Below are 23,041 nucleotides of genomic sequence, written 5' to 3'. Positions count from 1 at the left end.
TTCAGTCATGATGCGGCACCACCGCCACGGGGCAGGTGGCATGGCAGAGCGCGGTGTGGGCCACCCGTCCGAGCTGGAGGCCGAAGTGGCCCTGGCGGTGCTGCGCTCCGGTCACCAGCAGATCCGCGGCGGCGGTGCGGTGCACCAGGACCTTGTGGGCCGGCCCCTCGACCGTGACCCGCCGTACCCGCACCGCCGGATGCGCGCCGGACACCTCGTCCAGCGCCTCGTCCAGCAGCGCCGAGGCCTGCTTCTCGTGGTAGCGCCGGGCGTCCGCGGCGAGCAGCGGGGCCTCGGTCGCGTCGCGTACCGGGAGGGGCCAGGCGCAGACCGCCTCCAGCGTGCAATGGCGGGCCTCGGCCTCGCGGAAGGCGAAGCGGACGGCCGTCGTCTCCTTGGCCGGGTCGGCGACACCGAGGAGGATGCGCTCATGTGTGCCCGCCAGTCCGGCCGTGTCACCACGCACCACGATGACCGGGCACCGGGCGCGGGCCGCCACCGCCAGGCTGACCGACCCCAGCAGCAGACCGGCGATCTCGCCGCGTCCCCGTGACCCCAGGATCAGCGCCGTCGCATGGAGTCCCTCGTTCAGCAGGGCGGTGACCGCGTCGGCGGCGAGCACCTCCCCCGAGACCTTGACGTCCGCCTGCCGGCGGCGGGCGACCTCCGCGGCGGATTCGACGACGGACTCCGCGAGCACCTGCTCGCTGGGGCGTTCGCCGCCCTCCGCCGGCACCGCGCCCTCGTAACGCTCCCATCGGGAGGCGTAGACGACCCGCAGCGGAAGGCCGTGGCGCGCCGCTTCGTCCACTGCCCAGTCGAGTGCCCGGAAGGCGGAATCCGATCCATCGGTCCCTACGACCAGCGGATGCTCCATCGCCCCCACGTCCTTCCTGGCTCGGCGCGGAATGTCCCTACTGCCACGGTCGCACCGTGTCCGGGGGGTGCGCAGGTCCGGACGGACACCGGACCGTGGGCCGCCCGGACCTCCTTCGGCGCGGCGCCGGGCCCGCGCCGCCGGGACAAGCCCCGGCAGGGCTCCGCGGCTACCGTGGAGGTACGGCCCCGCCCTCGCGAGGGGCCATCCAGCGGAGGCCATGGTGGGCGACCACGGAAGCGGCCGGCGCGATACCGTCCGGCGCAGGCTCGATGCGCTGCCGGACGAGCTGCAACAGCGCCTCGACGCCCTGCGGCAGGGCCCCGGCGACCCGGCGAATCTGCTGCTGGAGGCGGTGCTGTCGGTGGGCCGGGAGCTGGATCTGCCGCAGGTGCTGCGCCGCATCGTGGAAGCGGCGGTGGTGCTCGTGGACGCGGAGTACGGGGCGCTGGGCGTGGTCTCCGAGGGCACCCGGCTCTCCCAGTTCCTGCCGGTCGGGGTCACCGAGGAACAGCAGGAGGCGATCGGCCGGCTGCCCGAGGGGCACGGCATCCTGGGTGAGCTGATCCGTCATCCCCGGCCGCTGCGGCTCCCGGAGCTGTCCCGGCACCCGTCGTCGTACGGCTTTCCGCCGCACCACCCGCCCATGCACTCCTTCCTCGGGGTGCCCATCCGGGTCCGCGACGAGGTGTTCGGGAATCTCTATCTCACCGAGAAGCGGGGCGGCGGCGCATTCGACGCCGAGGACGAGACCGTGCTCTCGGCGCTCGCGGTGGCGGCGGGCGTCGCCATCGAGAACGCGCGGCTGTACGAGGAGGCCCGCTACCGGCAGCGGTGGCAGGAGGCCAACAGCGCGATCGTCGCCAGCCTGCTGCTGCCGGAGGCGGACGAGAGGGCGGCCCTGGCGCTGATCGTGGACCAGGCGCGGGAGATTCTCACCGCTGACCTCGGGGTGATCGCGGTCCCCGAGCCGGACGGCACGGCGCTGCATGTCGCACTGGCCTCCGGGGTCGACGCCGAGGCCCACCGCGGGCTGCTCCTCCCCTTGCAGGGATCGTTCATGGGGGCGGCGCTCGACCTGCGTGAGCCGCTGATCAGCACCGATGTCGAGCGGGACCCGCGGATCACCACGGGGCCGCCGCGCTGGATGGGGCTGGGGCCCGCGGTCGCCGTGCCGATGATCACCGGTGGCCGGCCTCGCGGGGTGCTGCTGGTGGCGCGGGTGCGGGAGCGGGCGCCCTTCACCGAGCTGGAGACCGGGCCGCTGCTGACCTTCGCGGGTCAGGCGGCCCTCGCCATGGAACTGGCCGATCAACGCCGGTCCGCCGAGCATCTCACGCTCCTTCAGGACCGTGACCGGATCGCTCGTGATCTGCACGATCTGGCGATCCAGCGGCTTTTCGCGACCGGGATGACGCTGCAGAGCGCGGTCCGTTTCGTGGACCACCCGGAGGCGAGCGAGCGGCTGCTGCGCGCGGTGGACGATCTGGACGAGACGATCAAGATCATCAGGTCCACCATCTTCGGGCTCCGCACCCATACGTCGGGCCGGGCGAGCCGCGGGCTGCGGGTCCGCACCGTCGCGGCGGTGGAGCAGGCCGCCCGCGCCCTGGGCTTCACCCCGTCGCTCCGGATGCAGGGGCTCATCGACACCGATGTGCCGGCCGAGATCGCGGAACATGTGGTGGCGGTGCTGGGCGAGGCACTGAGCAATACCGCGCGGCATGCGCACGCCACCGCGGTCGAGGTCTCGCTGGCCGTGGGCGGCGGCGCGCTGAGCCTGAGCATCACGGACAACGGGGTGGGTCTGCCACGCAACGGCCGGCGGAGCGGGCTGAGCAATCTCGCCAAGCGGGCGGAGAGCGTGGGCGGCGAGATGACACTGGAGACCCCGGCGCAGGGTGGCACCCGTCTGCTGTGGCAGGCGCCGCTCCCGTCGTCCTGAGCACTCCCGTCGTCCTGAGCCGCTCGCCGGGAAGTCAGGACCGGTACGGTCCGGCGTCGCCGGCGGACGGCGGCGGTCCCTGAGCGGCGAGGACGGCCGCCTGAATACGGCGTTCCACCCCGAGCTTGGCCAGCAGACGCGAGATGTGGTTCTTGACCGTCTTCTCGGAGAGGTAGAGCCGGCGCCCGATCTGACGGTTCGTCAATCCTTCGCCGATCAGCCCGAGTACCTCCTGCTCCCGCGGTGACAGCCCGGACAGCGCGTCCGCCGCGGGCGCCGCGTCGGCGTCCACGCCCCGCAGACTGTGCATCAGCCGCGCGGTGGTCGCCGGGTCCAGCATCGAGCGGCCGGCGGCGACCGTGCGGACGGCGGCGACCAGATCCGACCCCTTGATCTCCTTCAGGACATAGCCCGCCGCGCCCGCCATGATCGCGTCGAGCAGCGCATCGTCGTCGTCGAACGAGGTGAGCATCAGACAGGCGAGGTGGGGCAGCCGCGACCGCAACTCCCGGCAGACGCTGATCCCGTCGCCGTCGGGCAGCCGCACATCGAGCACGGCGACATCCGGGCCGATCGCCGGGCCGCGGGCCAGCGCGCGATCGGCGGTGCCGGCGTCGCCGACCACCTCGATATCGGGTTCCGCGTCGAGCAGGTCCCGCACACCACGGCGCACCACTTCGTGGTCGTCGAGCAGGAAGACACGGATCGGCCGCTGCGGTGAGAACTCGCGTACGTCGCCCATGACATCCTCCACGCTCTCCGTCGTCCGTGCGGACGGTGCTTCTCATCGTCGTCCCGCCCCGGTGAGCACACCAGGGCCGAACGGGGCCCCCGCCCACGGGGGGCCGACCCCGACCGGCCCCCCGCAAGGGCCGTTCGGCCCCTCCTGCCGGCTTCGCACCGCATGCGACGGTCGGGTGCACAGGCGCAGGGGGTGCGAAATGGCTCGCAGCGAGTTCCTCCGGCCGTGGCGGCACAGCCCGCTCCGACGGCGTTCGGATGTGGCGGAGGCATGGCTGGTGCTGGTGACCACCGTGCTGATCGCGCTGGGTGCTCCGGCCGCCGGACTGGCCGCCGCGCAGGCGGTGGACGCCGGCACCGCTCGGGAACGGCAGGGCCGGCACACCATTTCGGCCGTGCTGACCCAGAACCCGCCGCCCCGGATCGGGGTGGATGTCTCCGGCGGCGTCGGCACCCGGGTCCATGCGACGGTGCGCTGGACGGCCGCCGACGGCTCGGCCAAGACGGGCGTCACGACGGTGTCGCCGGGGCTGCGGGCCGGGGACCGTACGACCGTCTGGCTCGACCGCCACGGGGCGCTGGTGCGCAACCCCGTCAGCCCCAGGCAGACGACAGGCGAGAGCATCGCGGTCGGCACCGTGGCCGGCACCTCGGCCGGGCTGCTGCTCCTCGGCGCCCAGCGCACCGGCCGCGCCCTGCTCAACCGCCACCGCTACGCCCAGTGGGAACGGGAGTGGGCGGCGGAAGACCCCCGGTGGGGGCAGCGGGCGGCGTGAAGCGGTGTGCAGCCACCGGGCCGCGGTCCGGTGCGGGTGCCCGGTCGTCCGTGCGGCGCGCCCCCGGCCCGCAGCCGTGGTGCCATGGAAGGGACACCGACGAACGGAACCGTCATGACCGGCGCGCCGTCCCTGGCAGCGTGCCTGCACTCCCTGCGGGCCGTCATCTTCGACACCGACGGGGTCATCACCGACTCCGCCCCGGTGCACGCCGCGGCCTGGAAGGGCGCCTTCGACGCCTGCCTCGCGGCCGTGGGCGGGCAGCGCCCCTTCGACCCGGTGGACGACTATCTGCGCTATGTCGACGGCCGGTCCCGGCAGGACGGGGCCGCCGCCTTCCTGCGCTCCCGGGGCCTGGATCTGCCGCCCGGCGAGCCGGACGACGCGCCGGGCACGGACACCGTGTGCGCCGTCGCGGCCCGCAAGGAAGAGCTGTTCAGCGAGAGCCTGCGGACCCGGCCCATCGCCACCTGGCCCGGCACCGTGCGCCTGCTGTACGCGCTGCGGCACCACGGGGTGCCGTGTGCCGCCGTCTCGGCATCGCGTCATGCGACCGAGCTGCTGTCCGCGGCCGAGGTGTACCCGCTGTTCGGGGCCGTGGTGGACGGCAACGAGGCGAACCGGCTGCGGCTGCCCGGGAAACCGGACCCGGCGCTCTTCGTGGAAGCGGCCCGGCGGCTCGGTGTCCCGCCCGGGGATGCCGCCGTGGTGGAGGACGCCCTGGCCGGCGTCGAAGCCGGCCGCCGCGGGGGATTCGGCCTGGTGGTGGGCGTGGACCGGACGGCCGGCCCGTACAGCGCCACCGCACTGCGCCGCCGCGGCGCCGATGTGGTCGTGACCGACCCGGGCGAGCTGCTGCGGTCCGGGGAGGGCGGATGACCCATGCCTGGACCTGGTCGTACGAGGGGTACGACCCGGACACGGAACGACTGCGCGAAACCCTGTGCACCCTCGGCAACGGCTACTTCGCCACCCGCGGCGCGGCCTGCGAGGTGCTCTCCGGGCCCGCGCACTATCCGGGCACCTACGCCGCCGGCTGCTACAACCGGCTCCTGTCCACCGTGGCGGGCCGCCCCGTCGAGAACGAGGACATGGTCAACCTGCCCAACTGGCTCCCGCTGCGCTACCGGATCTGCCCCGCCGACGCGGCCCCCGGCCCCTGGCTCTCCCCCGACCACGCGCATCTGACGGAGCACCGGCAGACGCTGGACCTGCGGCACGGCACCCTGACCCGCTGGTCGGTCTACGAGGACGAGGCCGGACGGCGGCTGACCGTGGAGCAGTGCCGTCTGGTGCACATGGGCGAGCCTCATCTGGCGGCGCTGCGCACCTGTTTCGCGTCCCACGGGTGGACCGGCGCGGTGGAGGTGGAGGCCGGGATCGACGGTGCGGTCCGCAATGCCGGCGTCGCACGCTACCGCGGTCTGGCGGACCAGCATCTGACGGGATGGGAGACCGGCACCGAGCAGCCGGACACGGTGTGGCTGAGCTGCCGCACCCTCGACTCGGACATCCGTATCGCGCTGGCCGCCCGGACCCGCGTCCCCGGCGGTCGCGGCGGAGTGCCCCGGCCGCAGCTGACCGCACTGCGGGCGTTCCACACGCTGATACTGCCGCTCACCCCCGACTCCCCCGCGGTCGTCGACAAAACGGTGGCGCTGTACACCTCCCGTGACCCGGCGATCGAGAGCCCGCTGCACACGGCCGTGGACGCGGTTGCCCTCGCCCCGCACTTCCGGCAGCTGCGGGCCGCACACCGCCGCGCCTGGGAGAACCTGTGGCGGCAGGCCAAGCTGGAGGTCCCCGGAGAGTCGGGCCGCATCCTGCGGCTGCACCTCTTCCATGTGCTGCAGACCCTCTCGCCGCACACCGCCGAGCTGGACGTCGGGGTACCGGCCCGGGGCCTGCACGGTGAGGCGTACCGCGGACACGTCTTCTGGGACGAGCTGTTCGTCCTGCCGTTCCTGAACCTGCACCTCCCGCAGGTCTCCCGGGCCCTGCTCGACTACCGCTACCGGCGGCTGCCCGCCGCCTGCCATGCGGCGCGGGAGGCGGGGCGCACCGGTGCGATGTACCCGTGGCAGAGCGCGGGCGACGGCCGCGAGGAGACCCAGCAGCTCCATCTCAACCCGCGCTCGGGGCGCTGGCTGCCCGATCACACCCGGCTCCAGCACCACGTCGGGTCGGCGATCGCCTACAACGTGTGGCAGTACGGACAGGCCAGCGGCGACACGGAGTTCCTGCACACCAGGGGCGCGGAGATGCTGCTGGAGATCGCCCGCTTCTGGGCCGCGGCCGCGGACTGGGACCCCGCCCTCGGCCGCTATCGCATCCGTGGGGTGGTCGGTCCCGACGAGTACCACGACGGCTATCCGGGAGCCGCCGAACCGGGGGTGGACGACAACGCCTACACCAATGTCACGGCGGCCTGGGTGCTGATGCGCGCGCTCGATCTGTGCCGCACCCTGCCCGAGCCCCATCAGCGGCAGCTCTTCGAACAGCTCCAGCTCTCCCCGGAGGAGCCCGAGCGCTGGGACGACATCGCGCACCGGCTCCATGTGCCCTACCACCGCGGGGTGATCAGCCAGTTCGCCGGGTACGGGGACCTCGCCGAGCTCGACTGGCACGGATACCGGCAGCGCTACGGCGACATCCGCCGGCTGGACCGGATCCTGGAGGCGGAGGGCGACACGGTCAACCACTACCAGGCCTCCAAACAGGCCGATGTCCTGATGCTGGGCTATCTCTTCTCACCGTCGGAGCTCGCCGCGGTGTTCCGCGGGCTCGGCTACCCCCTCGACGAGGACACCTGGCACGCCACCGTCGACTACTACCTGCACCGCACCAGCCACGGTTCGACGCTCAGCGCCCTGGTGCACGCCTGGGTCCTGGCCCGGGTACACCGCCCCGACGCCTGGACGTACTGCGAGGAGGCGCTGACCGGGGACGTGGCGGACGTCCAGGGGGGTACCACCGCGGAGGGCATCCACCTGGGCGCGATGGCCGGCACCCTGGACTTCGTCCAGCGCGGGATGACCGGTCTGGAAACCCGCGACCAGGCGCTCTGGCTCGATCCGGCACCGCTGCGCGAGCTGTCGAGGTTCGGGGTGCGCATCCGCTACCGGCGCCACTGGGACATCGATCTGCGCATCCGTGCCGAGCAGGTCCGGATCGCCGTCCCGGCCTCCGAGAACGCCGTGGTACGGGTGAATCTGCGCGACCGCTCGTTCGCCCTCGCGCCCGGTACGTCCCGGCGGCTGGACCTTCCCGGGGAATGAGGGGGCCGAAGGGCCCTGTCGCATGGCCCGCACGGCCCTCCTGCCCGGCGCGCCCGCCACCTTTGATGGTGACAGCGGCCCGGAGGCCGGAATCGTGCGGACAGGTGAGACCCATGCGGTGGCAGTCGACGCCCCCTAGGCGCGGGCGCCCCATGGGCGCGCCGATCGTCGTACAGCTCTTCGGAGAGCTGGACTTCCCCAGCGCGGCGCGCACGAACAGCCGCCTCGATCCCGTGACGGCCGGGAACCGTCCGCACACGGTCCTCGACCTGAGACGGGTGGACTTCCTCGACTGCGGCGGTATCGGGGTCCTGTGCCGCGCCCGCCGCCGCACCCGCGCACACGGCGGCCGGCTGTCCCTGGTGATCACCGACCCCCGTTTCCTGCGCATCCTGGACGCCGTCGGCCTCACCGGCACGTTCGACATCCTCGACGCCCCGCCGGACACGGCCCGCCTGTCGGACGACGGGCCGTGCACCACCGGATGTGACGGGTCCGTCACCGCCGCAGCGGCCCCTCGCAGCTGAAGTCCGAGCTACCGGCCTTGCCCGAGGACCAGATCTCGGTGGGGCCGAAGGAGCAGTTCATATCGGCGAAGTTGTTCGCCGCGGGCTTGGCACGGTCGAGGAGGAAGTAGTCGACCGTCTCGGCCATGTCCTTGAAGACCTGGTCGGGGCTGCCGGAGTTGCTGAGGTTGGCGGTGATCCGGCCGGTGCAGACGAACCGGCCGTAGCCCGGGTCGCCGCCGTCCTTGCAGGTGGGCCTGCTGGCGGTGGCGGCCGTGAAGGCGCTCTGGACGTCGGCGGGGGTGGACAGCTTCAGGGAGCCGTTGGGGACGAACCTCGTGTCCGGTACGAAGAGGTCGTCGACGATGGCGATCTGGGCGTCGAGGAAGGCGTCGTACTGCTGCTGGAGCCCCGTGTCGGAGCCCATCCGGTTGCGCCAGGAGTCGAACCCGGCCGGGTCGTCGGCGCGCAGGTGACGGTACATCTCCTGGAGCTTCGCCGGGTGGTCGCGCCACAGGAACTCGAAGAACGTCCCGGCGTAGTTGTAGAAGCGGAAGCCGTCCCCGTCGTAGGTCGCATGGAGCAGTCGGTTGATGCTCATGCGCGGTCCGCCGCCTGCCGTGTCCGCGATGATGCCCTTGACGAGGGACCGGCGTACGGCGATCCCGTTGTCACGGGTCGAGCCGTCGAAGAATTCGGCGCTGCCCTCGTCCATGGCGGTGGTGCGGTCGCCCTGGTACCAGGGGCCTTCGCCGAAGAAGCCGGGGACGGCGAAGCGGCCGTTGAGGTAGTGGACGTACTCGTGCCGGAAGAGTTCCTCGAGGGTGAGGGTGGAGTCCTGGGGGACGCGGCGCTGGTAGGTGTAGAAGGTGGCGCCGCGCTCGATGTAGACGCCGCCGTTGTTGGTGCCCATACCGGTGAGCAGCGGGTGGTAGATCTCGTAGTCGGCGCGCGAGGCGTACAGCACGATGTTCAGGGTGGTGTTGGGGTCGCCGGTCAGCGGCTCGACGGTGCCGACGACCCGGTGGAACTGCGCCCTGACCTGCTTGGACGCATAGTAGAGCTGGTCGACGGTGGCGCGGTCGAGGGCGGTGCGGACCTTGATGGCGCCCTTGTCGTAGGAGTAGGTGCGCGGGAAGATCCGCTTCTCTATGTCCGCCTTGCACACCCCGTACGGTGCGCAGGCCTCGAAGTAGTTGAGCCAGGTGGCGACCTTGGCCCAGGGCTCGCTACCCTCGCCGTAGTTCTGCACGGTGGTACCGAGCAGGGCGCCGAGGTCGGTGATGATGCCCGGCTTGAGGGCGGCGATCTCACCGAAGCGGCCGTACTCCAGGAGGGCGTCGCGGATGACCCAGGCGTTGGGCGTGCCCTTGAGGTGGGTGTATCCCACGAAGGCCTTGAAGACGGCGCGGTAGTTGGGGTCGGCGGTGACCGCGGTCTGGAAGGCGGTGTCCTTGTTGCCGGGGTAGACGCCCAGGTAGTTGACGGAGAGCGCGGCGAGCGCGGCGTTCCCCCATGACGTGTCCTTGTGGGTGGCGGTGTGGGACGCGTCCATGGTCGCCAGGACCTTGCGGATCAGACCGAGTTGATGCTGGCGCAGCCCGGGGGCGCTGGCGGCGTACAGGGCCTCGCGCAGGGTGTCGGCGTTGGCCCGGGTGACGTCGAAGGTGCGCGCCGCGGTGGCGAAGGCGTCGACGGCGCGGCGGATGGCGTCGACGGTGGGGCCGTCGGTGATGTCGATCTCGTCGTGCGAGAAGTCCTGGTAGGCCACCGCGTGCAGGTACGTGAACATCTCGTACAGATGGCTGGTGTTCTTGCCGTCGTGGGCGGCGGCCAGACCGGTGATGCGACGGGCCACGGCCTGCACATGGGCGTCGGACATGACGGGGACGAGCCGGGCGTCCCAGGTCCAGACGAGCTTGCGCAGACAGTCGTCCGCGGTGACGGCCGGGTCGGCGAGGAAGTCAGCGAACTGCTCGGGACTCAGCCCCGTGATGCCGTCGAGGGTGCAGGGGGCGACGGCGGGTCTGGGCCCGTGTGGCGCGGTGGAGGGTCTGGTCTGCGGGCCCGGTATCCGGCCCCGCTCGGTGACGGAGCGGGGGGTCGGCGCCTGTGCCGCGGTGAACTTCGGTGCTCTGGCGAGGCGTTGGACCTGGTCGAAGGGGTTGGTGGTGGGAGCCGCGGCCCGATGGCCGGGCTGCTGCGCCCCGGCCCGCTGCGCGGGGGTGGCCGACGTGTGGGGCGCTGCGTGGGCCGCCTGGACGACCGGCAGGGCGAGGGTGGTGGCGAGGGTCGCGGCAAGCAGAAGCCTGCGCGGCATGCGCGGATGTGACACCTGAACCTCCGGGAGGGAGTGGGGGGTTGGTGAGGGGGGCCTGAGGGGATTGGCCTTCACCTCACGAGGTGTGACCTATAACATAGTAATGTGAAATTGCACTGACAAGGCTTCAGAACCCTTCTTTCCCGGAGGCGTCGACATGACCTCGCGCACCGCCCCGCTCCACACCGGGAGCCATGACCTGCCGGTGTCGGACGCCCTCGCCGACTTCATGGCCGGCCAGTGGGCCGCCACCCCGCTCCCCGCCGGCTCCCGCGTCCCCGGCTTTGCGCTCTTCGCCGGCCGCCGGGACCGGCTCGCCGCCCGCTTCCCCGGCGAACGACTGCTCGTCCCCGCAGGCGAGTTGACGGTCCGCTCCCACGACTGCGATCACCGCTTCCGTCCGCACAGCGCCTATGCCTGGCTGACCGGGCTGACGGGCGAGGACCAGCCGGGACATGTGCTGGTGCTGGAGCCGGACGGCGAGGCGGTGCTGCACCTACGGCCGCGCTCACCGCGGGACGGCGGCGGCGAGTTCTACCGGGACCGCAAGTACGGCGAGTTCTGGGTGGGCCGCCGCCCCGATCTGGCCGAGGCCGGGCAGCTCACCGGCATCCGCTGCGCCCATCTGGACGACCTGGTACGCCACGAGGACGACCGGGACGCCTCCCGTGATCTCGAACTCGCCTGTGCGCTCAGCGAGTTGCGGCTGGTGAAGGACCCCTGGGAAGTCGGGCAGCTGCAGCAGGCCGTCGATCACACCGTCACGGGTTTCGAGGATGTCGTACGGTCCCTCCCCACCGCGCTGCGCCATCCACGCGGGGAACGATGGATCGAGGGGGTCTTCCAGCTGCGCGCCCGCGCCGAGGGCAACGGCACGGGGTACGAGACCATCGCCGCGGCCGGCGCCCACGCCTGTGTACTCCACTGGATCCGCAACGACGGTCCGCTCGACCCGGACCAGTTGCTGCTGCTCGACGCCGGCGTGGAGACCGACTCGCTGTACACCGCGGACATCACCCGGACCCTGCCGCTGTCCGGACGCTTCTCCCCCGTCCAGCGCCGGGTCTACGAGCTGGTGCTCGCCGCGCAGGACGCGGGCATCGCCGCCCTCAAGCCGGGAGCGAGCTTCCGCGACTTCCACCGGGCCTGTACGGGCGTCCTGGCCGAGGGCCTGGCCGACTGGGGTGTGCTGCCCGTCCCCGCGGCCGAGGCGCTCACCCCCGACAGCGGTCTGTACCGGCGTTACACACTGTGCAGTTCGGGACATATGCTCGGACTCGATGTGCATGACTGCGGCCGGGCCCGCGCCGAGCAGTATCTGGACGGCGTCCTGACGGAGGGTCAGGTACTCACGGTCGAACCGGGGCTCTATCTCCAGCCCGACGACGAGACCCTGCCGCGGGAACTGCGCGGTATCGGTATCCGTATCGAGGACGATCTGGTGATCACGGCGGACGGGGCACGGCTGATGTCCTCGGCGCTGCCCCGCACCGCCGACGGCGTGGAGGAGTGGATGGCCGGCCTCCTCGCCGGAGGGGCGTGAGCCAACGGCCCCTCAGGCTCGGCGAATGCCCGCTCCGCGCCGCGGCCGCGGAAACAGCGGCTCGTCCCGGCCTTCGGCCCACAGCGAGCGGACATGGCCGAGGTGGCGGGCCATACAGGACTCGGCCGCCTCGGCATCGCCCGCCAGCATCACATCGAGCAGTTCCACATGCTCCTCGGCGGAGGGCAGCAGCTGGTTGCGCTCATCGAGACGGGTGAGGCCATAGAGGCGGGAGCGCTTGCGCAGCTCGCTGACGGTCTCGACGAGGCGGTCATTGCCGCTGAGACCGAGCAGTTCGAGGTGGAAGCGGCGGTCGGCCTCCAGATAGCCGATGAGGTCATGCGCCCGGGCCGCCGCGACGATCTCCAGCGCGGCCGGGCGGAGGGCCTCCAGCTGGGCCCGGCCGGCGGTGCGGGTGACCTGGCCGACGACCGGCACCTCGATCAGGGCCCGGATCTCGGTGTACTGGTCGAGGTCGCGCTCACTCACCTCGGTGATCCGGAAGCCCTTGTTGCGGACCGGTTCGACCAGCCCCTCCCGGGCCAGATCGAGCATCGCCTCACGCACCGGGGTGGCGGAGACCCCGAAGTCCGCGGCGAGCCCCGGCGCCGAGTAGACCGATCCCGGCCGGAGTTCCCCCGCGATCAGGGCCGCGCGCAGCTGATGGGCGACCTGATCGCGGAGCCGCTCCTGCGCCGTGATCAGGCTGCGATGCTTGAGTTCACCCATCGTGGTCCTCCGAGTTGGCGCGGAGTGCCAGCGTACAATGTCACGTTGCGCCAACTGCCTGGTGGGAGCTGCCCGGACAACGCAGGAAACGCGGCTCCGGCCTTAGCGTGGAGGCATGGAGGAAACCGGGGCGGCACCCTCGCCGCCGGGCAGTGGCGAGAGTGGCTTTCCCGTCTATCACGCGGCTCGGTGTGGCGGCCTTGCGGAGTTGGACGCAGAGCTGGTCCGCTGCCGGGCCTGTCCCCGGCTGGTGGAGTGGCGCGAGGAGACCGCCGCGCATCCGCGCGCGGCGTTCCGGGACCAGGAGTACTGGGCGCGCCCCGTCCCGGGGTTCGGGCCGCCGGACGCGGCGCTGGCCCTCGTCGGGCTGGCGCCCGCCGCGCACGGCGGCAATCGCACCGGCCGGATGTTCACCGGGGACGCGTCCGGTGACTTCCTGTTCGCCGCGCTGCATGCGGTCGGCCTCGCCTCTCAGCCCACCGCGACGCACCGGGGCGACGGACTGGAGCTGTACGGGGTACGGGTCACCGCACCGGTGCACTGCGCTCCGCCGGAGAACCGGCCGACGCCCGCCGAGCGCCGTACCTGCCGTCCGTGGCTGTCGGCGGAGCTGGAACTCCTCGGCCCGAGCCTGCGTGCGGTCGTGGTACTGGGCGCCTTCGGCTGGCAGGCGCTGCTGCCCGTGCTCGGCGAGACGGGATGGCCGCTCCCCCGGCCCCGCCCCGCGTTCGGTCACGGGGTCCATCTGACCCTGCCCGCCACCGGGCGGCGGCAGGAACTACAGGTGCTCGGGAGCTACCACCCCAGCCAGCGCAATACGTTCACCGGCCGGCTCACCTTCGACATGCTGGTCGAGCTGCTCGGCCGCGCCGCCGGACTCGCGGGGCTGGAGCCGTCGGGAGACTGACTCCCGAGGCCGGTCGGGCGCCCGGTGCGTACGGTTCCGCCGCCGTGCGGCCCCGGACGCCGACTTCTATCCTTGGAGCAGGACGGCTGCGCGGACCGGTGGGTGACGGATTCACGGCCCAGCGGGTCGGCTTGTGCCCCTAAGGGGCGCGGGGAACTGCGCGACAGCCACGATGCCGCCACAGACAGCGTGACGGCATCTCTCGGCACCTCCCGCGACGCTTAGGAGTGCGCGTGCGCCCTCGCGTGGCAGCTCAGGTCGAAACGGCCGATGCGGGCCGCTCCTTCTCGCACCGGGACCGGGCAGTGATCGCCGCTGCCGCGCTGTCGATGCTCATCGTGCAGATGGACTGGTTCGCGCTCGATCTGATGCTGCCGGTCATCGCCAGGGACTTCGGGACCTCCTCAACCGACCTCCAGTGGCTGGTCAGCGGGTACATGCTGGCCATCGGCGCCTTGATGATCGTCGGTGGCCGGATCGCCGATGTGCACGGGCGGCGACGGGTCATCGTGACCGGACTGCTCGTGTTCGCCGTCATGTCCGTGGTCTGCAGCGCCGCGCAGAACGCCCCCTGGCTCGTGGGCGCGCGCGTCGTGCAGGGGGTCGGTGCGGCGCTGATCTTCCCCGTGTCCGTGGCGGTGGTGACCAGTTACTTCCGGGACGAACGGCAGGGACCCGCGGTCGGGACCGTCCTCGCGTTCAGTTCCATCGGTACCGCGCTCGGGCCGTTCGTGGGGGGCGTCTTCGCCGAACACGTCAGCTGGCGTGCGGTGTTCCTGCTGAATGTGCCGGTGTGCCTGGCCGCCGTGCTGCTGGTGCTGCGGTTCGTCCCCGAGAGCCGCGACGAGCACGCGACCCGCCATCTCGACCTGCGCGGCGCGGCGGCCGTTGCCCTGGGTCTGGCCTGTCTGATGCTCGCCGTCGACCAGGGGCAGGGCTGGGGGTGGGCCTCCGCACCCACGCTGGCCACCCTCGCGCTGGGGGTCGCCTTCCTCGTGCTGTTCGTGGCGGTCGAGCGGCGGGCGCCGGAGCCGCTGATCGAGCTGTCGCTCTTCCGCAATGTGAAGTTCGATGTGATCACCCTTGCGGGCTCACTGTCGAATGTCGTCTACTGCCTGATCGCGGTGCTCGCGGCCCTCTATCTGCAGCAGGCGCGGGGCCTGTCGCCGTTTCACGCCGGGGTGATCTTCCTGGCGCTCTCCTGCGGCGTCGGAGCGGCCAGCTACTGGGCCGGGCAGCTGGCGCTGCGCTGGCGTGCCGAGTTGCTGATGGCCTGCGGCATGCTCACCAGCGGCGGCGGGTTGCTGGCGCTGACCTGGGTGCGGCCGTTGGGCTGGTACGCGGTGGTCTTCGTCGTCTGCGGGCTGGGCATCGGGCTGGGGTGGGCGCTGACGAATGTGGCCACGCAGGCGCATGTTCCCGCGGAGCGGACGGGCGCGGCGTCGGGGCTCGTGCTGACGTCGCTGGTGCTGTTCGGTGCGGTGAGCGTGACGATCGCGACGACGGTGCTGGAGACCGTCAGCGGCTCCCCGACGACCGCGGCCTCCGACGGGCCCGCCATCGAGGCGGTCCTGCGCGGCACTTCCGTCCTGGCCTTCCTCGGCGCCTTCGGGCTGTTCGCCATCTGCCGGCCACGACTGCGGACCCGAGGCGTTGCGGTGGAAGACACCGGCTGACGGAGGGGCAAGGCGGGGCGCAGGGGCGGCGGCAGCGCCCCTGCGCAGGGTGTTCCGGCCGTCGCCCGGCGGCAGTTCGCGCCGGGCCGGGGCGTCATCGTGTGCCGTACACCGGCTGCGGTGCCTCGGCGGCGGCCAGCAGCGTACGGGCGGTCTCGCCCGCCTCGGCGGGTGTCCAGCGGCTCTTCTTGTCCGCGGTGGGGCCGGGGCGCCAGCCCTCCATCACGGTGATCCGGCCCGCCTCCGCCTCGAAGACCCGGCCGGTGACCCCGGCACTGCCCGCGGACGCCAGCCAGACCACCAGCGGGGAGACATTCTCCGGGGCCATCGCGTCGAACTCCCCGTCGGCGGGCGCCGCCATCGTCGCGGCGAAGGTCCGCTCCGTCATCCGGGTCCGGGCGGCCGGTGCGATGGCATTGATCTGTACGCCGTAGCGGGCCATCTCGGCGGCGGCGACGAGGGTGAGGCCGATGATGCCGGCCTTGGCGGCGGCGTAGTTGCCCTGGCCGACGCTGCCGAGCAGCCCGGCGCCCGAACCGGTGTTGATGATCCGGGCGTCGGGCGTACGGCCGGCCTTGGTCTCCGCCCGCCAGTGCGCGGCGGCGTGCCGCAACGGCAGGAAGTGGCCCTTGAGATGGACCCGGATGACGGCGTCCCAGTCGTCCTCGTCGAGGTTGACGAGCATCCGGTCGCGCAGGAACCCGGCGTTGTTGACGAGGGCATCGAGGCGGCCGAAGGTCTCCAGGGCGGTGGTGACGAGCGAGGCGGCACCCTCGGTGGTGGTGATGTCGCCGGTGTGGGCGACGGCCCGGCCGCCGTGTGCCCGGATCTCGTCGGCGACCTGCTGGGCCGGTCCGGCCGAGGCGCCGTCGCCGTCGGGCGCCACCCCGAGGTCGTTCACCACGACCTGCGCCCCTTCCACGGCGAGGGCCAGGGCATGGGCGCGGCCCAGGCCGCGGCCCGCTCCGGTGACGACGGCGACGCGTCCCGCGCAGATTCCGGTACCGGTCATCTCAGGTCTCCTGTTCCGTCATGGCGGATCTCCTCGGGGGCTTCGGGCGCGCCGGGGTGGTTGACGGTGGCGGCGTCGAGGAAGGCGGGGCGCTCACCACCACCGTGCACGAGCAGACTCGCGCCGGTCAGATACGCGGCACGGTCGGAGGCGAGGAAGACGCAGGCGTCGCCGATCTCGGCGGGTTCGGCGAGCCGGCCGAGCGGCACGGTGGCGCCGACGGCGGCGATGCCCGCCTCGTCTCCGTAGTGCAGACCGGCGAGTTCGGTGCGCACCATGCCGAGCACGAGGGTGTTGACCCGGACCCGGGGAGCCCATTCGACGGCCATGGAGCGGGCCAGATGGTCCAGGCCCGCCTTGGCCGCGCCGTAGGCGGCGGTGCCGGGCGAGGGGCGGGTGCCGCTGACACTGCCGATCATGATGACCGAACCGCCGGCCGGCCGGTCGCACAGCACCTCGTACGCGGCGAGCGAGGCGGTCATCGGCGCGAGGAGGTTGAGTTCGACGACCCGGGCGTGCCGTTCGGCGGCGGTCTGTCCGAGGAGCCGGTACGGGGTGCCTCCGGCGTTGTTGACCAGGCAGTCCAGCCGGCCGTGCGCCGCCGCGACCCGGGGGAAGAAGGCCCGGACGGCGGCCGGGTCGCGCAGGTCGAGGGGGCGGAAGTGCGCCGTGCGGCCGGCCGCGGTGACGGGGGTGTCCGGCGGCCGGCGGGCGCAGACCACGACCTCCGCACCGGCCTGCAGGAACGCGCGGGCGATGCCGGCGCCGACGCCCCGGGTGCCGCCGGTGATGACGGCCACCCGTCCGGTCAGATCGAGGGTCAGGCTCATTCGGCACCCCTCCCGCAGCGCGCGATCCGCTGCTAGCTTCGCAACCTAACAAACGCTTGGTGGAAAGGTAGCTGATCGCCTCATGGGTGTCTCCACCTCCACGCCGGACAAGGGCATCGCCGTCATCACCGTCGACTTCCCTCCGGTCAACGCCCTTCCCGTACAGGGCTGGTACGACCTCGCCGACGCGGTGCGCGCGGCCGGCCACGACCCCGGCATCCGCTGTGTCGTCCTCACCGCCGCGGGCCGCGGCTTCAACGCGGGCGTCGACATCAAGGAGATGCAGCGGGACACCGCGGCAGGCGGCCATGGCGTCCTGATCGGCGCCAACCACGCCTGCGCCGAGGCCTTTTCGGCGGTCTATGCCTGCGAGGTGCCCGTGGTCGCGGCGGTGCACGGCTTCTGCCTGGGCGGCGGCATCGGTCTCGCCGGCAACGCGGATGCCATCGTGGCGAGCGACGACGCCACCTTCGGGCTGCCGGAGCTGGACCGCGGCGCGCTCGGCGCGGCCACCCACCTGGCCCGGCTGGTCCCCCAGCATCTGATGCGCGCGCTCTACTACACCTCGCGCACCGCCACCGCCGCCGAACTGCATGCGCACGGCTCGGTCTGGAAGGTCGTCCCGCGCACGGAACTGCCCGGCGCCGCCCGGGAATTGGCGCGGGAGATCGCGCAGAAGGACGGCAGTCTCCTCCGTCTCGCCAAGGCCGCCCTCAACGGCATCGACCCCGTCGACGTCCGGCGCAGTTACCGCTTCGAGCAGGGCTTCACCTTCGAGGCGAACCTCAGCGGGGTCGCCGACCGCGTCCGCGACACCTTCGGCACACCCCACGGCGCACCGGCCAAGGAGGGCTGAGCCATGACCGACAAGACCATGACGCCCGAGGAAGTCGTCTCCCGGCTGCACAGCGGGATGACCCTCGGCATCGGCGGCTGGGGGTCACGCCGTAAGCCGATGGCGCTGGTGCGCGCGCTGCTCCGCTCCGACGTCACCGATCTCACCGTGGTCTCGTACGGCGGGCCCGATGTCGGCCTGCTCGCCGCAGCGGGCCGGATCCGCAAGCTGGTCGCGGCGTTCGCGACCCTGGACTCGATCCCCCTCGAACCGCACTTCCGCGCGGCCCGTCAGCGCGGTGCCTTCGCACTTATGGAGATCGACGAGGCGATGTTCATGTGGGGCCTGCACGCCGCCGCCAACCGGCTGCCGTTCCTCCCCGTACGGGCCGGTCTCGGCTCCGACGTCCTGCGTGTCAACCCCGGTCTGCGGACGGTCACCTCACCGTACGAGGACGGCGAGACCCTCGTCGCCGTGCCGGCGCTGCGCATGGACGCCGCCCTGGTCCATCTGAACCGTGCCGACCGCCTCGGCAACGGCCAGTACCTGGGCCCCGACCCGTACTTCGACGATCTGTTCTGCGAGGCGGCGGACGAGGCGTACCTGTCCTGTGAGCGGCTCGTGGACGACTTCGCCACCGCCGTCCCGCAGACCCTGCTGGTGAACCGGCATTCGGTCACCGGGGTCGTGGAGGCACCCCAGGGCGCGCACTTCACCTCCTGTGTCCCGGACTACGGCCGTGACGAGGCCTTCCAGAAGCTGTATGCGACCACGCCCTGGCCGGAGTTCGCCGAGCGGTTCCTGGCCGGGGACGAGAAGACCTACCAGTCCGCGGTCCAGACCTGGCACGAGGAGCAGACGTGAGCCGGACCACCACCACGACCCGCGCCGAGTACTGCGTGATCGCCTGCGCCGACGCCTGGCGTGACAACGGCGAGGTGCTCGCCAGCCCGATGGGCCTGATCCCGTCGATCGGCGCCCGGCTCGCCAAGCGCACCTTCTCGCCCGATCTGCTGCTCACCGACGGCGAGGCGATGCTCGTGGGTCTCGACGGGGCGGCCGAGGGCTGGCTTCCGTACCGCCGGCACCTCACCATGGTCACCGGCGGCAGACGCCATGTGATGATGGGCGCGAGCCAGCTCGACCGCTTCGGCAACCAGAACATCTCCTGCATCGGCGACTGGCAGCAGCCCGCCCGCCAGCTCCTCGGGGTACGCGGCGCACCCGTCAACACCCTCAACAATCCGGTGAGTTACTGGGTGCCGAAGCATTCGCGGCGGGTCTTCGTCGAGAAGGTCGACATGATCAGCGGGGTCGGATACGACAGCGCGGCCGCCGCCGGCCCGTCCGCGACCCGCTACCACCGCATTCCGCGTGTGGTCTCGAACCTCGGCGTCCTCGACTTCGCGACCCCGGACCGGGCCATGCGGCTCGCCTCCGTCCATCCCGGTGTGACGGCCGGGGAGGTCCAGGCGGCCACCGGCTTCCCGCTCGCCCTGCCCGACGAGGTGCCGTACACCCGGGAGCCGACCGCCACGGAACTGCGGTTGATCCGTGCGGTCATCGACCCGGACGGGCTGCGCGACCGCGAGGTGCCGCCGGTATGACGGCCACGACCGGGATCGAGACCCCGCTGACCAGGCTCGTCGGGGTGCGCCATCCCCTGGTGCAGACCGGTATGGGATGGGTGGCCGGGCCCCGGCTGGTCTCGGCCGCGGCCAACGCGGGCGCCCTGGGCATCCTCGCCTCGGCGACCATGACCGTCGAGCAGCTGCGGGCGGCGGTCCACGAGGTCAAGTCCCGTACGGACGCGCCCTTCGGAGTCAATCTGCGGGCCGACGCGGGGGATGCGGCGGAGCGGGTGCGCCTCATCGTGGCGGAGGGCGTACGGGTCGCCTCGTTCGCCCTGGCCCCGTCCCGTGAGCTGATCGCCCGGCTCAAGGATGCGGGGGTCGTCGTCATCCCGTCCGTGGGGGCCCGCCGCCATGCCGAGAAGGTGGCGGCCTGGGGCGCGGACGCGGTCCTCGTGCAGGGCGGGGAGGGCGGCGGGCACACCGGGAACGTCGCCACGACCGTGCTGCTCCCGCAGGTCGTGGACGCGGTCGACATCCCGGTGATCGCCGCGGGCGGCTTCTTCGACGGCCGCGGTCTGGTCGCGGCGCTGGCCTACGGTGCGGCGGGGATCGCGATGGGCACCCGGTTTCTGCTGACGTCCGACAGCACCGTGCCGCCCGCCGTCCAGGCCCGCTATCTGGCGGCGGCCGTCAAGGACATCACCGTCACCACGAAGGTGGACGGTCTGCCGCACCGGATGCTGCGCAGCGAGCTGGTCGAGACGCTGGAGCGGTCCGGGCGCGGCACCACGCTGCTCCGGGCGGTGCGCCATGCCGCGTCGTTCAGGAAGCTGTCCGGTCTGAGCTGGGCCCAGATGGTGCGTGACGGCCTGGCGATGAGACACGGCAAGGACCTCTCCTGGAGCCAGGTCCTGCTCGCGGCCAACACACCGATGCTGCTGAAGGCGTCGATGGTCGAGGGGCGCACCGATCTCGGGGTGATGGCCTCCGGCCAGGTCGCCGGGGTGATCGAGGATCTGCCGTCGTGTGCGGAGCTCGTCGACCGGATCATGGCCGAGGCGCGCCGGACGCTGGCCGCGCTGCCGCGGGACCCACCGCTGAGCGGCCCGCTTCTGCCGGACCCACGGCGCTGAGCGGCCCGCTGCCGCCGGGTCCGGCCGGAGCTTCCGGCCGGGCCGCGGCAGGGCGGGTGAGGCCCTCGTGCCGTGCGACCGTCAGAGACGCTCGATGATCGTGACATTGGCCTGGCCGCCGCCCTCGCACATGGTCTGCAGCCCGAACCGGCCGCCGGTGCGCTCCAGTTCGTGCAGCAGTGTCGTCATCAGCCGGACGCCGGTCGCGCCGAGCGGGTGGCCGAGGGCGATGGCGCCGCCGTTGACATTGACCCGCTCCGGATCGGCACCGGTCTCCTTCAGCCAGGCCAGCACCACGGGGGCGAACGCCTCATTGATCTCGACCAGGTCGATGTCGCCGATCGACATACCCGCCTTCTTCAACGCGTACGCCGTCGCCGGAATCGGTGCGGACAGCATCCGGATGGGGTCCTCGCCGCGCACCGACAGATGGTGGATGCGGGCGCGCGGGGTGAGACCGTGCTCGGCCACCGCCCGCTCCGAGGCGAGGAGCATGGCGGCCGCGCCGTCGGAGACCTGCGAGGAGACCGCCGCGGTCAGCCGGCCGCCCTCGACGACCGGCGGCAGGGCGGCCATCTTCTCCGGCGAGGTGGTGCGCCGTGGCCCCTCGTCGGTGGTGACCTCCCCGTAGGGAACGATTTCGCGGTCGAAGCGGCCCTCGTCGATGGCGCGGACGGCCCGCCGGTGCGAACGGAGCGCGAACTCCTCCATGTCCTCGCGGGAGAGGTGCCACTTGGCGGCGATGAGTTCGGCACCGTGGAACTGGTTGACGGGCGCCGCGCCGTAGCGGGCCCGCCAGCCCTCGGAACCGGCGAACGGGCCGTCGGTCAGGCCCAGCGGGGCGGCGGCCTGGCGGCTGGCGAAGGCGATCGGGATCTGCGACATGTTCTGTACGCCGCCCGCGACCACCAGGTCCTGGGTGCCGGAGAGCACGCCCTGGGCCGCGAAGTGGACGGCCTGCTGGGAGGAGCCGCACTGGCGGTCAATGGTGACACCGGGCACCTCCTCGGGCAGTCCGGCGGCCAGCCAGCACGTCCGGGCGATGTCCCCGGCCTGCGGCCCCACCGTGTCCAGACAGCCGAAGACGACGTCCTCGACGGCGGCCGGATCGGCTCCCGTGCGTGCCATCAGCGCCGTCAGTACATGGGCGCCCAGGTCGGCGGGGTGGACGGCGGACAGACCGCCGCCCTTCTTGCCGACCGGGGTGCGGACCGCGTCAACGATGTAGGCCTCGGACATGGTGGTCTCCCTGGTCAGATTCTGCGGAGGTGCCGGTCGGTTCCGCAAGGCGATGCCGTCGGCAGATGCGGGCGGCGGACTCCCCGGGGCGGTTCGGTGCGCGCGCCCCGGCCGGTGCCGGGCAGCTGCGGCTCACGCATGCTGGGAGCTGACGGACACCGTTTCGCCGGTCATGTACGAGGCGTAGTCGCCGGCCAGGAAGACGATGACATTGGCGACCTCCCAGGGTTCGGCGTAGCGGCCGAACGCCTCGCGCTCGGTGAGCTCCGCGAGCAGCTCGGGGGTGGTCACCTTCACCAGATGCGGATGCAGGGCGAGGCTGGGCGAGACCGCGTTGACGCGGACGCCGTACTCGGCGGCCTCCATGGCGGCGCAGCGGGTCAGTGCCATCACCCCGGCCTTCGCCGCGGCGTAGTGGGCCTGGCCGCGCTGGGCGCGCCAGCCGACGACGGAGGCATTGTTGACGATCACTCCTCCGCTGCCGGTGGCCTTCATCCGGCGCAGCGCGGCCCGGGTGCAGCGGAAGGTCCCGTTCAGCGTCACGTCCAAAACCTTGCCCCACTGTTCGTCCGTCATCGCGACGAGATCGGCGGTGCCGCCGAGCCCGGCGTTGTTGACCACGATGTCGAGCCGGCCATGGCGCTCTTCCGCCAGCTCCAGCAGGGCGTTGACCTGGTCTTCGTCGGTGACATCGCAGGGCAGGGAAGCCACCGTGCCGGCGCCGAACTCCGCGGTGAGCGCCTCGGTGCTCTCCTTCAGACGGCGCGCATGGGCGTCACCGATGACGATGCGGGCGCCTTCCTCCAGGAACCGCCGGGCGGTGGCACCGCCGATGCCGGCTCCGGCGGCCGCGGTGATGACGGCGGTCCGGCCGTCGAGCAGATGGTGGCCGGGCACGTAAGGGGGCGGTGTCATACGCGAGCCTCCAGCGGATGGTCTCCAGGCCGGTCCAGGTCCGGGCGATCCGGTCGCGGAACAGCGAAGGCGCTCGCCTGTGGTGGGGCCTCATCTGTGGTGGGGCCTCGACGCTGCTCCTGGCGACACGTTAACCTACCAAACACTTGTTAGAGAAGGAGGCGATGGCGATGCCCGCTGCCCATGACGAGACGCCCCCGCGCGA

General features: G+C 72.2%; 20 protein-coding genes. 12 read left to right on the top strand and 8 right to left on the bottom strand.

Translation table 11 applies throughout. The annotated features are described in order from the left end of the window. Position 1: 1 nt before the first annotated feature. Positions 2–877 (bottom strand): universal stress protein, encoded by an 876-nt coding sequence (locus SLV14N_RS36430; RefSeq protein WP_208687022.1) that lies wholly within the window; start codon positions 875–877, stop codon positions 2–4. Positions 878–1,097: 220 nt separating this feature from the next. On the opposite strand from SLV14N_RS36430, the gene SLV14N_RS36425 reads away from it, so the two are divergent. Continuing rightward, positions 1,098–2,822, top strand: a complete 1,725-nt coding sequence (locus SLV14N_RS36425) for a GAF domain-containing sensor histidine kinase (RefSeq protein WP_208687020.1) — start codon at positions 1,098–1,100, stop codon at positions 2,820–2,822. A 34-nt stretch (positions 2,823–2,856) separates the two neighbouring features. Here the strand turns inward: SLV14N_RS36425 and SLV14N_RS36420 are convergent, their stop codons facing one another. Continuing rightward, complete coding sequence (locus SLV14N_RS36420) at positions 2,857–3,564, bottom strand: response regulator transcription factor (protein WP_208687018.1); 708 nt, start codon at positions 3,562–3,564, stop codon at positions 2,857–2,859. A 199-nt stretch (positions 3,565–3,763) separates the two neighbouring features. Here SLV14N_RS36420 and SLV14N_RS36415 point away from each other — a divergent pair, with 199 nt between their 5' ends. The 4 genes from SLV14N_RS36415 (at position 3,764) to SLV14N_RS36400 (ending at position 8,144) form a co-directional block, all read left to right on the top strand. Next, entirely contained in the window at positions 3,764–4,339 is a 576-nt protein-coding gene (locus tag SLV14N_RS36415) for a hypothetical protein (protein ID WP_259670635.1), read from the top strand. Positions 4,340–4,453: 114 nt separating this feature from the next. Beyond that, positions 4,454–5,218, top strand: a complete 765-nt coding sequence (locus SLV14N_RS36410) for an HAD family phosphatase (protein ID WP_208687016.1) — start codon at positions 4,454–4,456, stop codon at positions 5,216–5,218. Next, positions 5,215–7,617 (top strand): glycoside hydrolase family 65 protein, encoded by a 2,403-nt coding sequence (locus SLV14N_RS36405; RefSeq protein WP_208687013.1) that lies wholly within the window; start codon positions 5,215–5,217, stop codon positions 7,615–7,617. Before SLV14N_RS36410 ends, SLV14N_RS36405 begins: the two co-directional genes overlap by 4 nt. Before the next feature lie 152 nt (positions 7,618–7,769). Continuing rightward, entirely contained in the window at positions 7,770–8,144 is a 375-nt protein-coding gene (locus SLV14N_RS36400; RefSeq protein ID WP_259670634.1) for an STAS domain-containing protein, read from the top strand. Here the strand turns inward: SLV14N_RS36400 and SLV14N_RS36395 are convergent. Next, complete coding sequence (locus SLV14N_RS36395; RefSeq protein ID WP_263272651.1) at positions 8,116–10,443, bottom strand: collagenase; 2,328 nt, start codon at positions 10,441–10,443, stop codon at positions 8,116–8,118. The genes SLV14N_RS36400 and SLV14N_RS36395 overlap by 29 nt on opposite strands. Before the next feature lie 157 nt (positions 10,444–10,600). Between SLV14N_RS36395 and SLV14N_RS36390 the strand changes: the two genes are divergently transcribed. Then, positions 10,601–11,986, top strand: a complete 1,386-nt coding sequence (locus tag SLV14N_RS36390) for an aminopeptidase P family protein (RefSeq protein ID WP_263272650.1) — start codon at positions 10,601–10,603, stop codon at positions 11,984–11,986. 12 nt (positions 11,987–11,998) lie between these two features. Here SLV14N_RS36390 and SLV14N_RS36385 read toward each other — a convergent pair whose 3' ends face one another. After that, positions 11,999–12,715, bottom strand: coding sequence for a GntR family transcriptional regulator (locus SLV14N_RS36385; RefSeq protein ID WP_263272649.1), 717 nt, complete (start codon positions 12,713–12,715; stop codon positions 11,999–12,001). A gap of 115 nt (positions 12,716–12,830) precedes the next feature. Between SLV14N_RS36385 and SLV14N_RS36380 the strand changes: the two genes are divergently transcribed. Together SLV14N_RS36380 and SLV14N_RS36375 are read left to right on the top strand one after the other, a co-directional pair. Next, entirely contained in the window at positions 12,831–13,622 is a 792-nt protein-coding gene (locus SLV14N_RS36380) for a uracil-DNA glycosylase (RefSeq protein WP_208687003.1), read from the top strand. A 233-nt stretch (positions 13,623–13,855) separates the two neighbouring features. Next, positions 13,856–15,298: an MFS transporter gene (locus SLV14N_RS36375; RefSeq protein ID WP_208687001.1), complete on the top strand. Its 1,443-nt coding sequence runs from the start codon at positions 13,856–13,858 to the stop codon at positions 15,296–15,298. Between the two features lie 94 nt (positions 15,299–15,392). Here SLV14N_RS36375 and SLV14N_RS36370 read toward each other — a convergent pair whose 3' ends face one another. Both SLV14N_RS36370 and SLV14N_RS36365 read right to left on the bottom strand, forming a co-directional pair. After that, on the bottom strand, positions 15,393–16,310 hold the full coding sequence (locus SLV14N_RS36370; RefSeq protein ID WP_208686999.1) for an SDR family oxidoreductase: 918 nt from the start codon (positions 16,308–16,310) through the stop codon (positions 15,393–15,395). Continuing rightward, positions 16,307–17,140, bottom strand: coding sequence for an SDR family oxidoreductase (locus tag SLV14N_RS36365; protein ID WP_208686998.1), 834 nt, complete (start codon positions 17,138–17,140; stop codon positions 16,307–16,309). The genes SLV14N_RS36370 and SLV14N_RS36365 overlap by 4 nt, the downstream gene beginning before the upstream one ends. Before the next feature lie 82 nt (positions 17,141–17,222). On the opposite strand from SLV14N_RS36365, the gene SLV14N_RS36360 reads away from it, so the two are divergent. From SLV14N_RS36360 to SLV14N_RS36345, 4 genes are read left to right on the top strand one after another with little or no spacing between them, the layout of a single operon-like run. Next, positions 17,223–17,996 (top strand): enoyl-CoA hydratase family protein, encoded by a 774-nt coding sequence (locus tag SLV14N_RS36360; protein ID WP_263272648.1) that lies wholly within the window; start codon positions 17,223–17,225, stop codon positions 17,994–17,996. Between the two features lie 3 nt (positions 17,997–17,999). Beyond that, positions 18,000–18,839 carry a CoA transferase subunit A gene (locus SLV14N_RS36355; RefSeq protein ID WP_208686994.1) on the top strand — a complete coding sequence of 280 codons (840 nt, stop codon included), beginning with the start codon at positions 18,000–18,002 and terminating at the stop codon, positions 18,837–18,839. Continuing rightward, the gene (locus SLV14N_RS36350) at positions 18,836–19,582 is read left to right on the top strand and encodes a CoA-transferase subunit beta (protein WP_208686991.1); all 747 of its coding nucleotides are present in this window, start codon (positions 18,836–18,838) and stop codon (positions 19,580–19,582) included. Before SLV14N_RS36355 ends, SLV14N_RS36350 begins: the two co-directional genes overlap by 4 nt. Further along, on the top strand, positions 19,579–20,682 hold the full coding sequence (locus SLV14N_RS36345) for a nitronate monooxygenase family protein (RefSeq protein WP_208686989.1): 1,104 nt from the start codon (positions 19,579–19,581) through the stop codon (positions 20,680–20,682). The genes SLV14N_RS36350 and SLV14N_RS36345 overlap by 4 nt, the downstream gene beginning before the upstream one ends. A gap of 81 nt (positions 20,683–20,763) precedes the next feature. Here SLV14N_RS36345 and SLV14N_RS36340 read toward each other — a convergent pair whose 3' ends face one another. After that, on the bottom strand, positions 20,764–21,921 hold the full coding sequence (locus tag SLV14N_RS36340) for an acetyl-CoA C-acetyltransferase (protein ID WP_208686987.1): 1,158 nt from the start codon (positions 21,919–21,921) through the stop codon (positions 20,764–20,766). A 132-nt stretch (positions 21,922–22,053) separates the two neighbouring features. Next, positions 22,054–22,836 carry an SDR family oxidoreductase gene (locus SLV14N_RS36335; protein ID WP_208686985.1) on the bottom strand — a complete coding sequence of 261 codons (783 nt, stop codon included), beginning with the start codon at positions 22,834–22,836 and terminating at the stop codon, positions 22,054–22,056. Positions 22,837–23,041: the final 205 nt, after the last annotated feature.

The organism is Streptomyces sp. Je 1-4 4N24 (genome assembly GCF_026239515.1).
In the GTDB taxonomy this organism is placed as follows: Bacteria; Actinomycetota; Actinomycetes; order Streptomycetales; family Streptomycetaceae; genus Streptomyces; species Streptomyces nigrescens.
This window is presented reverse-complemented; position numbering and strand designations above follow the sequence as displayed.

Bases quoted from the DNA above. Each gene is read 5' to 3' on its own strand.
- SLV14N_RS36430 (WP_208687022.1), bottom strand. From the start codon at position 877: ATGGAGCATCCGCTGGTCGTAGGGACCGATGGATCGGATTCCGCCTTC.
- SLV14N_RS36425 (WP_208687020.1), top strand. From the start codon at position 1,098: ATGGTGGGCGACCACGGAAGCGGCCGGCGCGATACCGTCCGGCGCAGG.
- SLV14N_RS36420 (WP_208687018.1), bottom strand. From the start codon at position 3,564: ATGGGCGACGTACGCGAGTTCTCACCGCAGCGGCCGATCCGTGTCTTC.
- SLV14N_RS36415 (WP_259670635.1), top strand. From the start codon at position 3,764: ATGGCTCGCAGCGAGTTCCTCCGGCCGTGGCGGCACAGCCCGCTCCGA.
- SLV14N_RS36410 (WP_208687016.1), top strand. From the start codon at position 4,454: ATGACCGGCGCGCCGTCCCTGGCAGCGTGCCTGCACTCCCTGCGGGCC.
- SLV14N_RS36405 (WP_208687013.1), top strand. From the start codon at position 5,215: ATGACCCATGCCTGGACCTGGTCGTACGAGGGGTACGACCCGGACACG.
- SLV14N_RS36400 (WP_259670634.1), top strand. From the start codon at position 7,770: ATGGGCGCGCCGATCGTCGTACAGCTCTTCGGAGAGCTGGACTTCCCC.
- SLV14N_RS36395 (WP_263272651.1), bottom strand. From the start codon at position 10,443: ATGCCGCGCAGGCTTCTGCTTGCCGCGACCCTCGCCACCACCCTCGCC.
- SLV14N_RS36390 (WP_263272650.1), top strand. From the start codon at position 10,601: ATGACCTCGCGCACCGCCCCGCTCCACACCGGGAGCCATGACCTGCCG.
- SLV14N_RS36385 (WP_263272649.1), bottom strand. From the start codon at position 12,715: ATGGGTGAACTCAAGCATCGCAGCCTGATCACGGCGCAGGAGCGGCTC.
- SLV14N_RS36380 (WP_208687003.1), top strand. From the start codon at position 12,831: ATGGAGGAAACCGGGGCGGCACCCTCGCCGCCGGGCAGTGGCGAGAGT.
- SLV14N_RS36370 (WP_208686999.1), bottom strand. From the start codon at position 16,310: ATGACCGGTACCGGAATCTGCGCGGGACGCGTCGCCGTCGTCACCGGA.
- SLV14N_RS36365 (WP_208686998.1), bottom strand. From the start codon at position 17,140: ATGAGCCTGACCCTCGATCTGACCGGACGGGTGGCCGTCATCACCGGC.
- SLV14N_RS36360 (WP_263272648.1), top strand. From the start codon at position 17,223: ATGGGTGTCTCCACCTCCACGCCGGACAAGGGCATCGCCGTCATCACC.
- SLV14N_RS36355 (WP_208686994.1), top strand. From the start codon at position 18,000: ATGACCGACAAGACCATGACGCCCGAGGAAGTCGTCTCCCGGCTGCAC.
- SLV14N_RS36345 (WP_208686989.1), top strand. From the start codon at position 19,579: ATGACGGCCACGACCGGGATCGAGACCCCGCTGACCAGGCTCGTCGGG.
- SLV14N_RS36340 (WP_208686987.1), bottom strand. From the start codon at position 21,921: ATGTCCGAGGCCTACATCGTTGACGCGGTCCGCACCCCGGTCGGCAAG.
- SLV14N_RS36335 (WP_208686985.1), bottom strand. From the start codon at position 22,836: ATGACACCGCCCCCTTACGTGCCCGGCCACCATCTGCTCGACGGCCGG.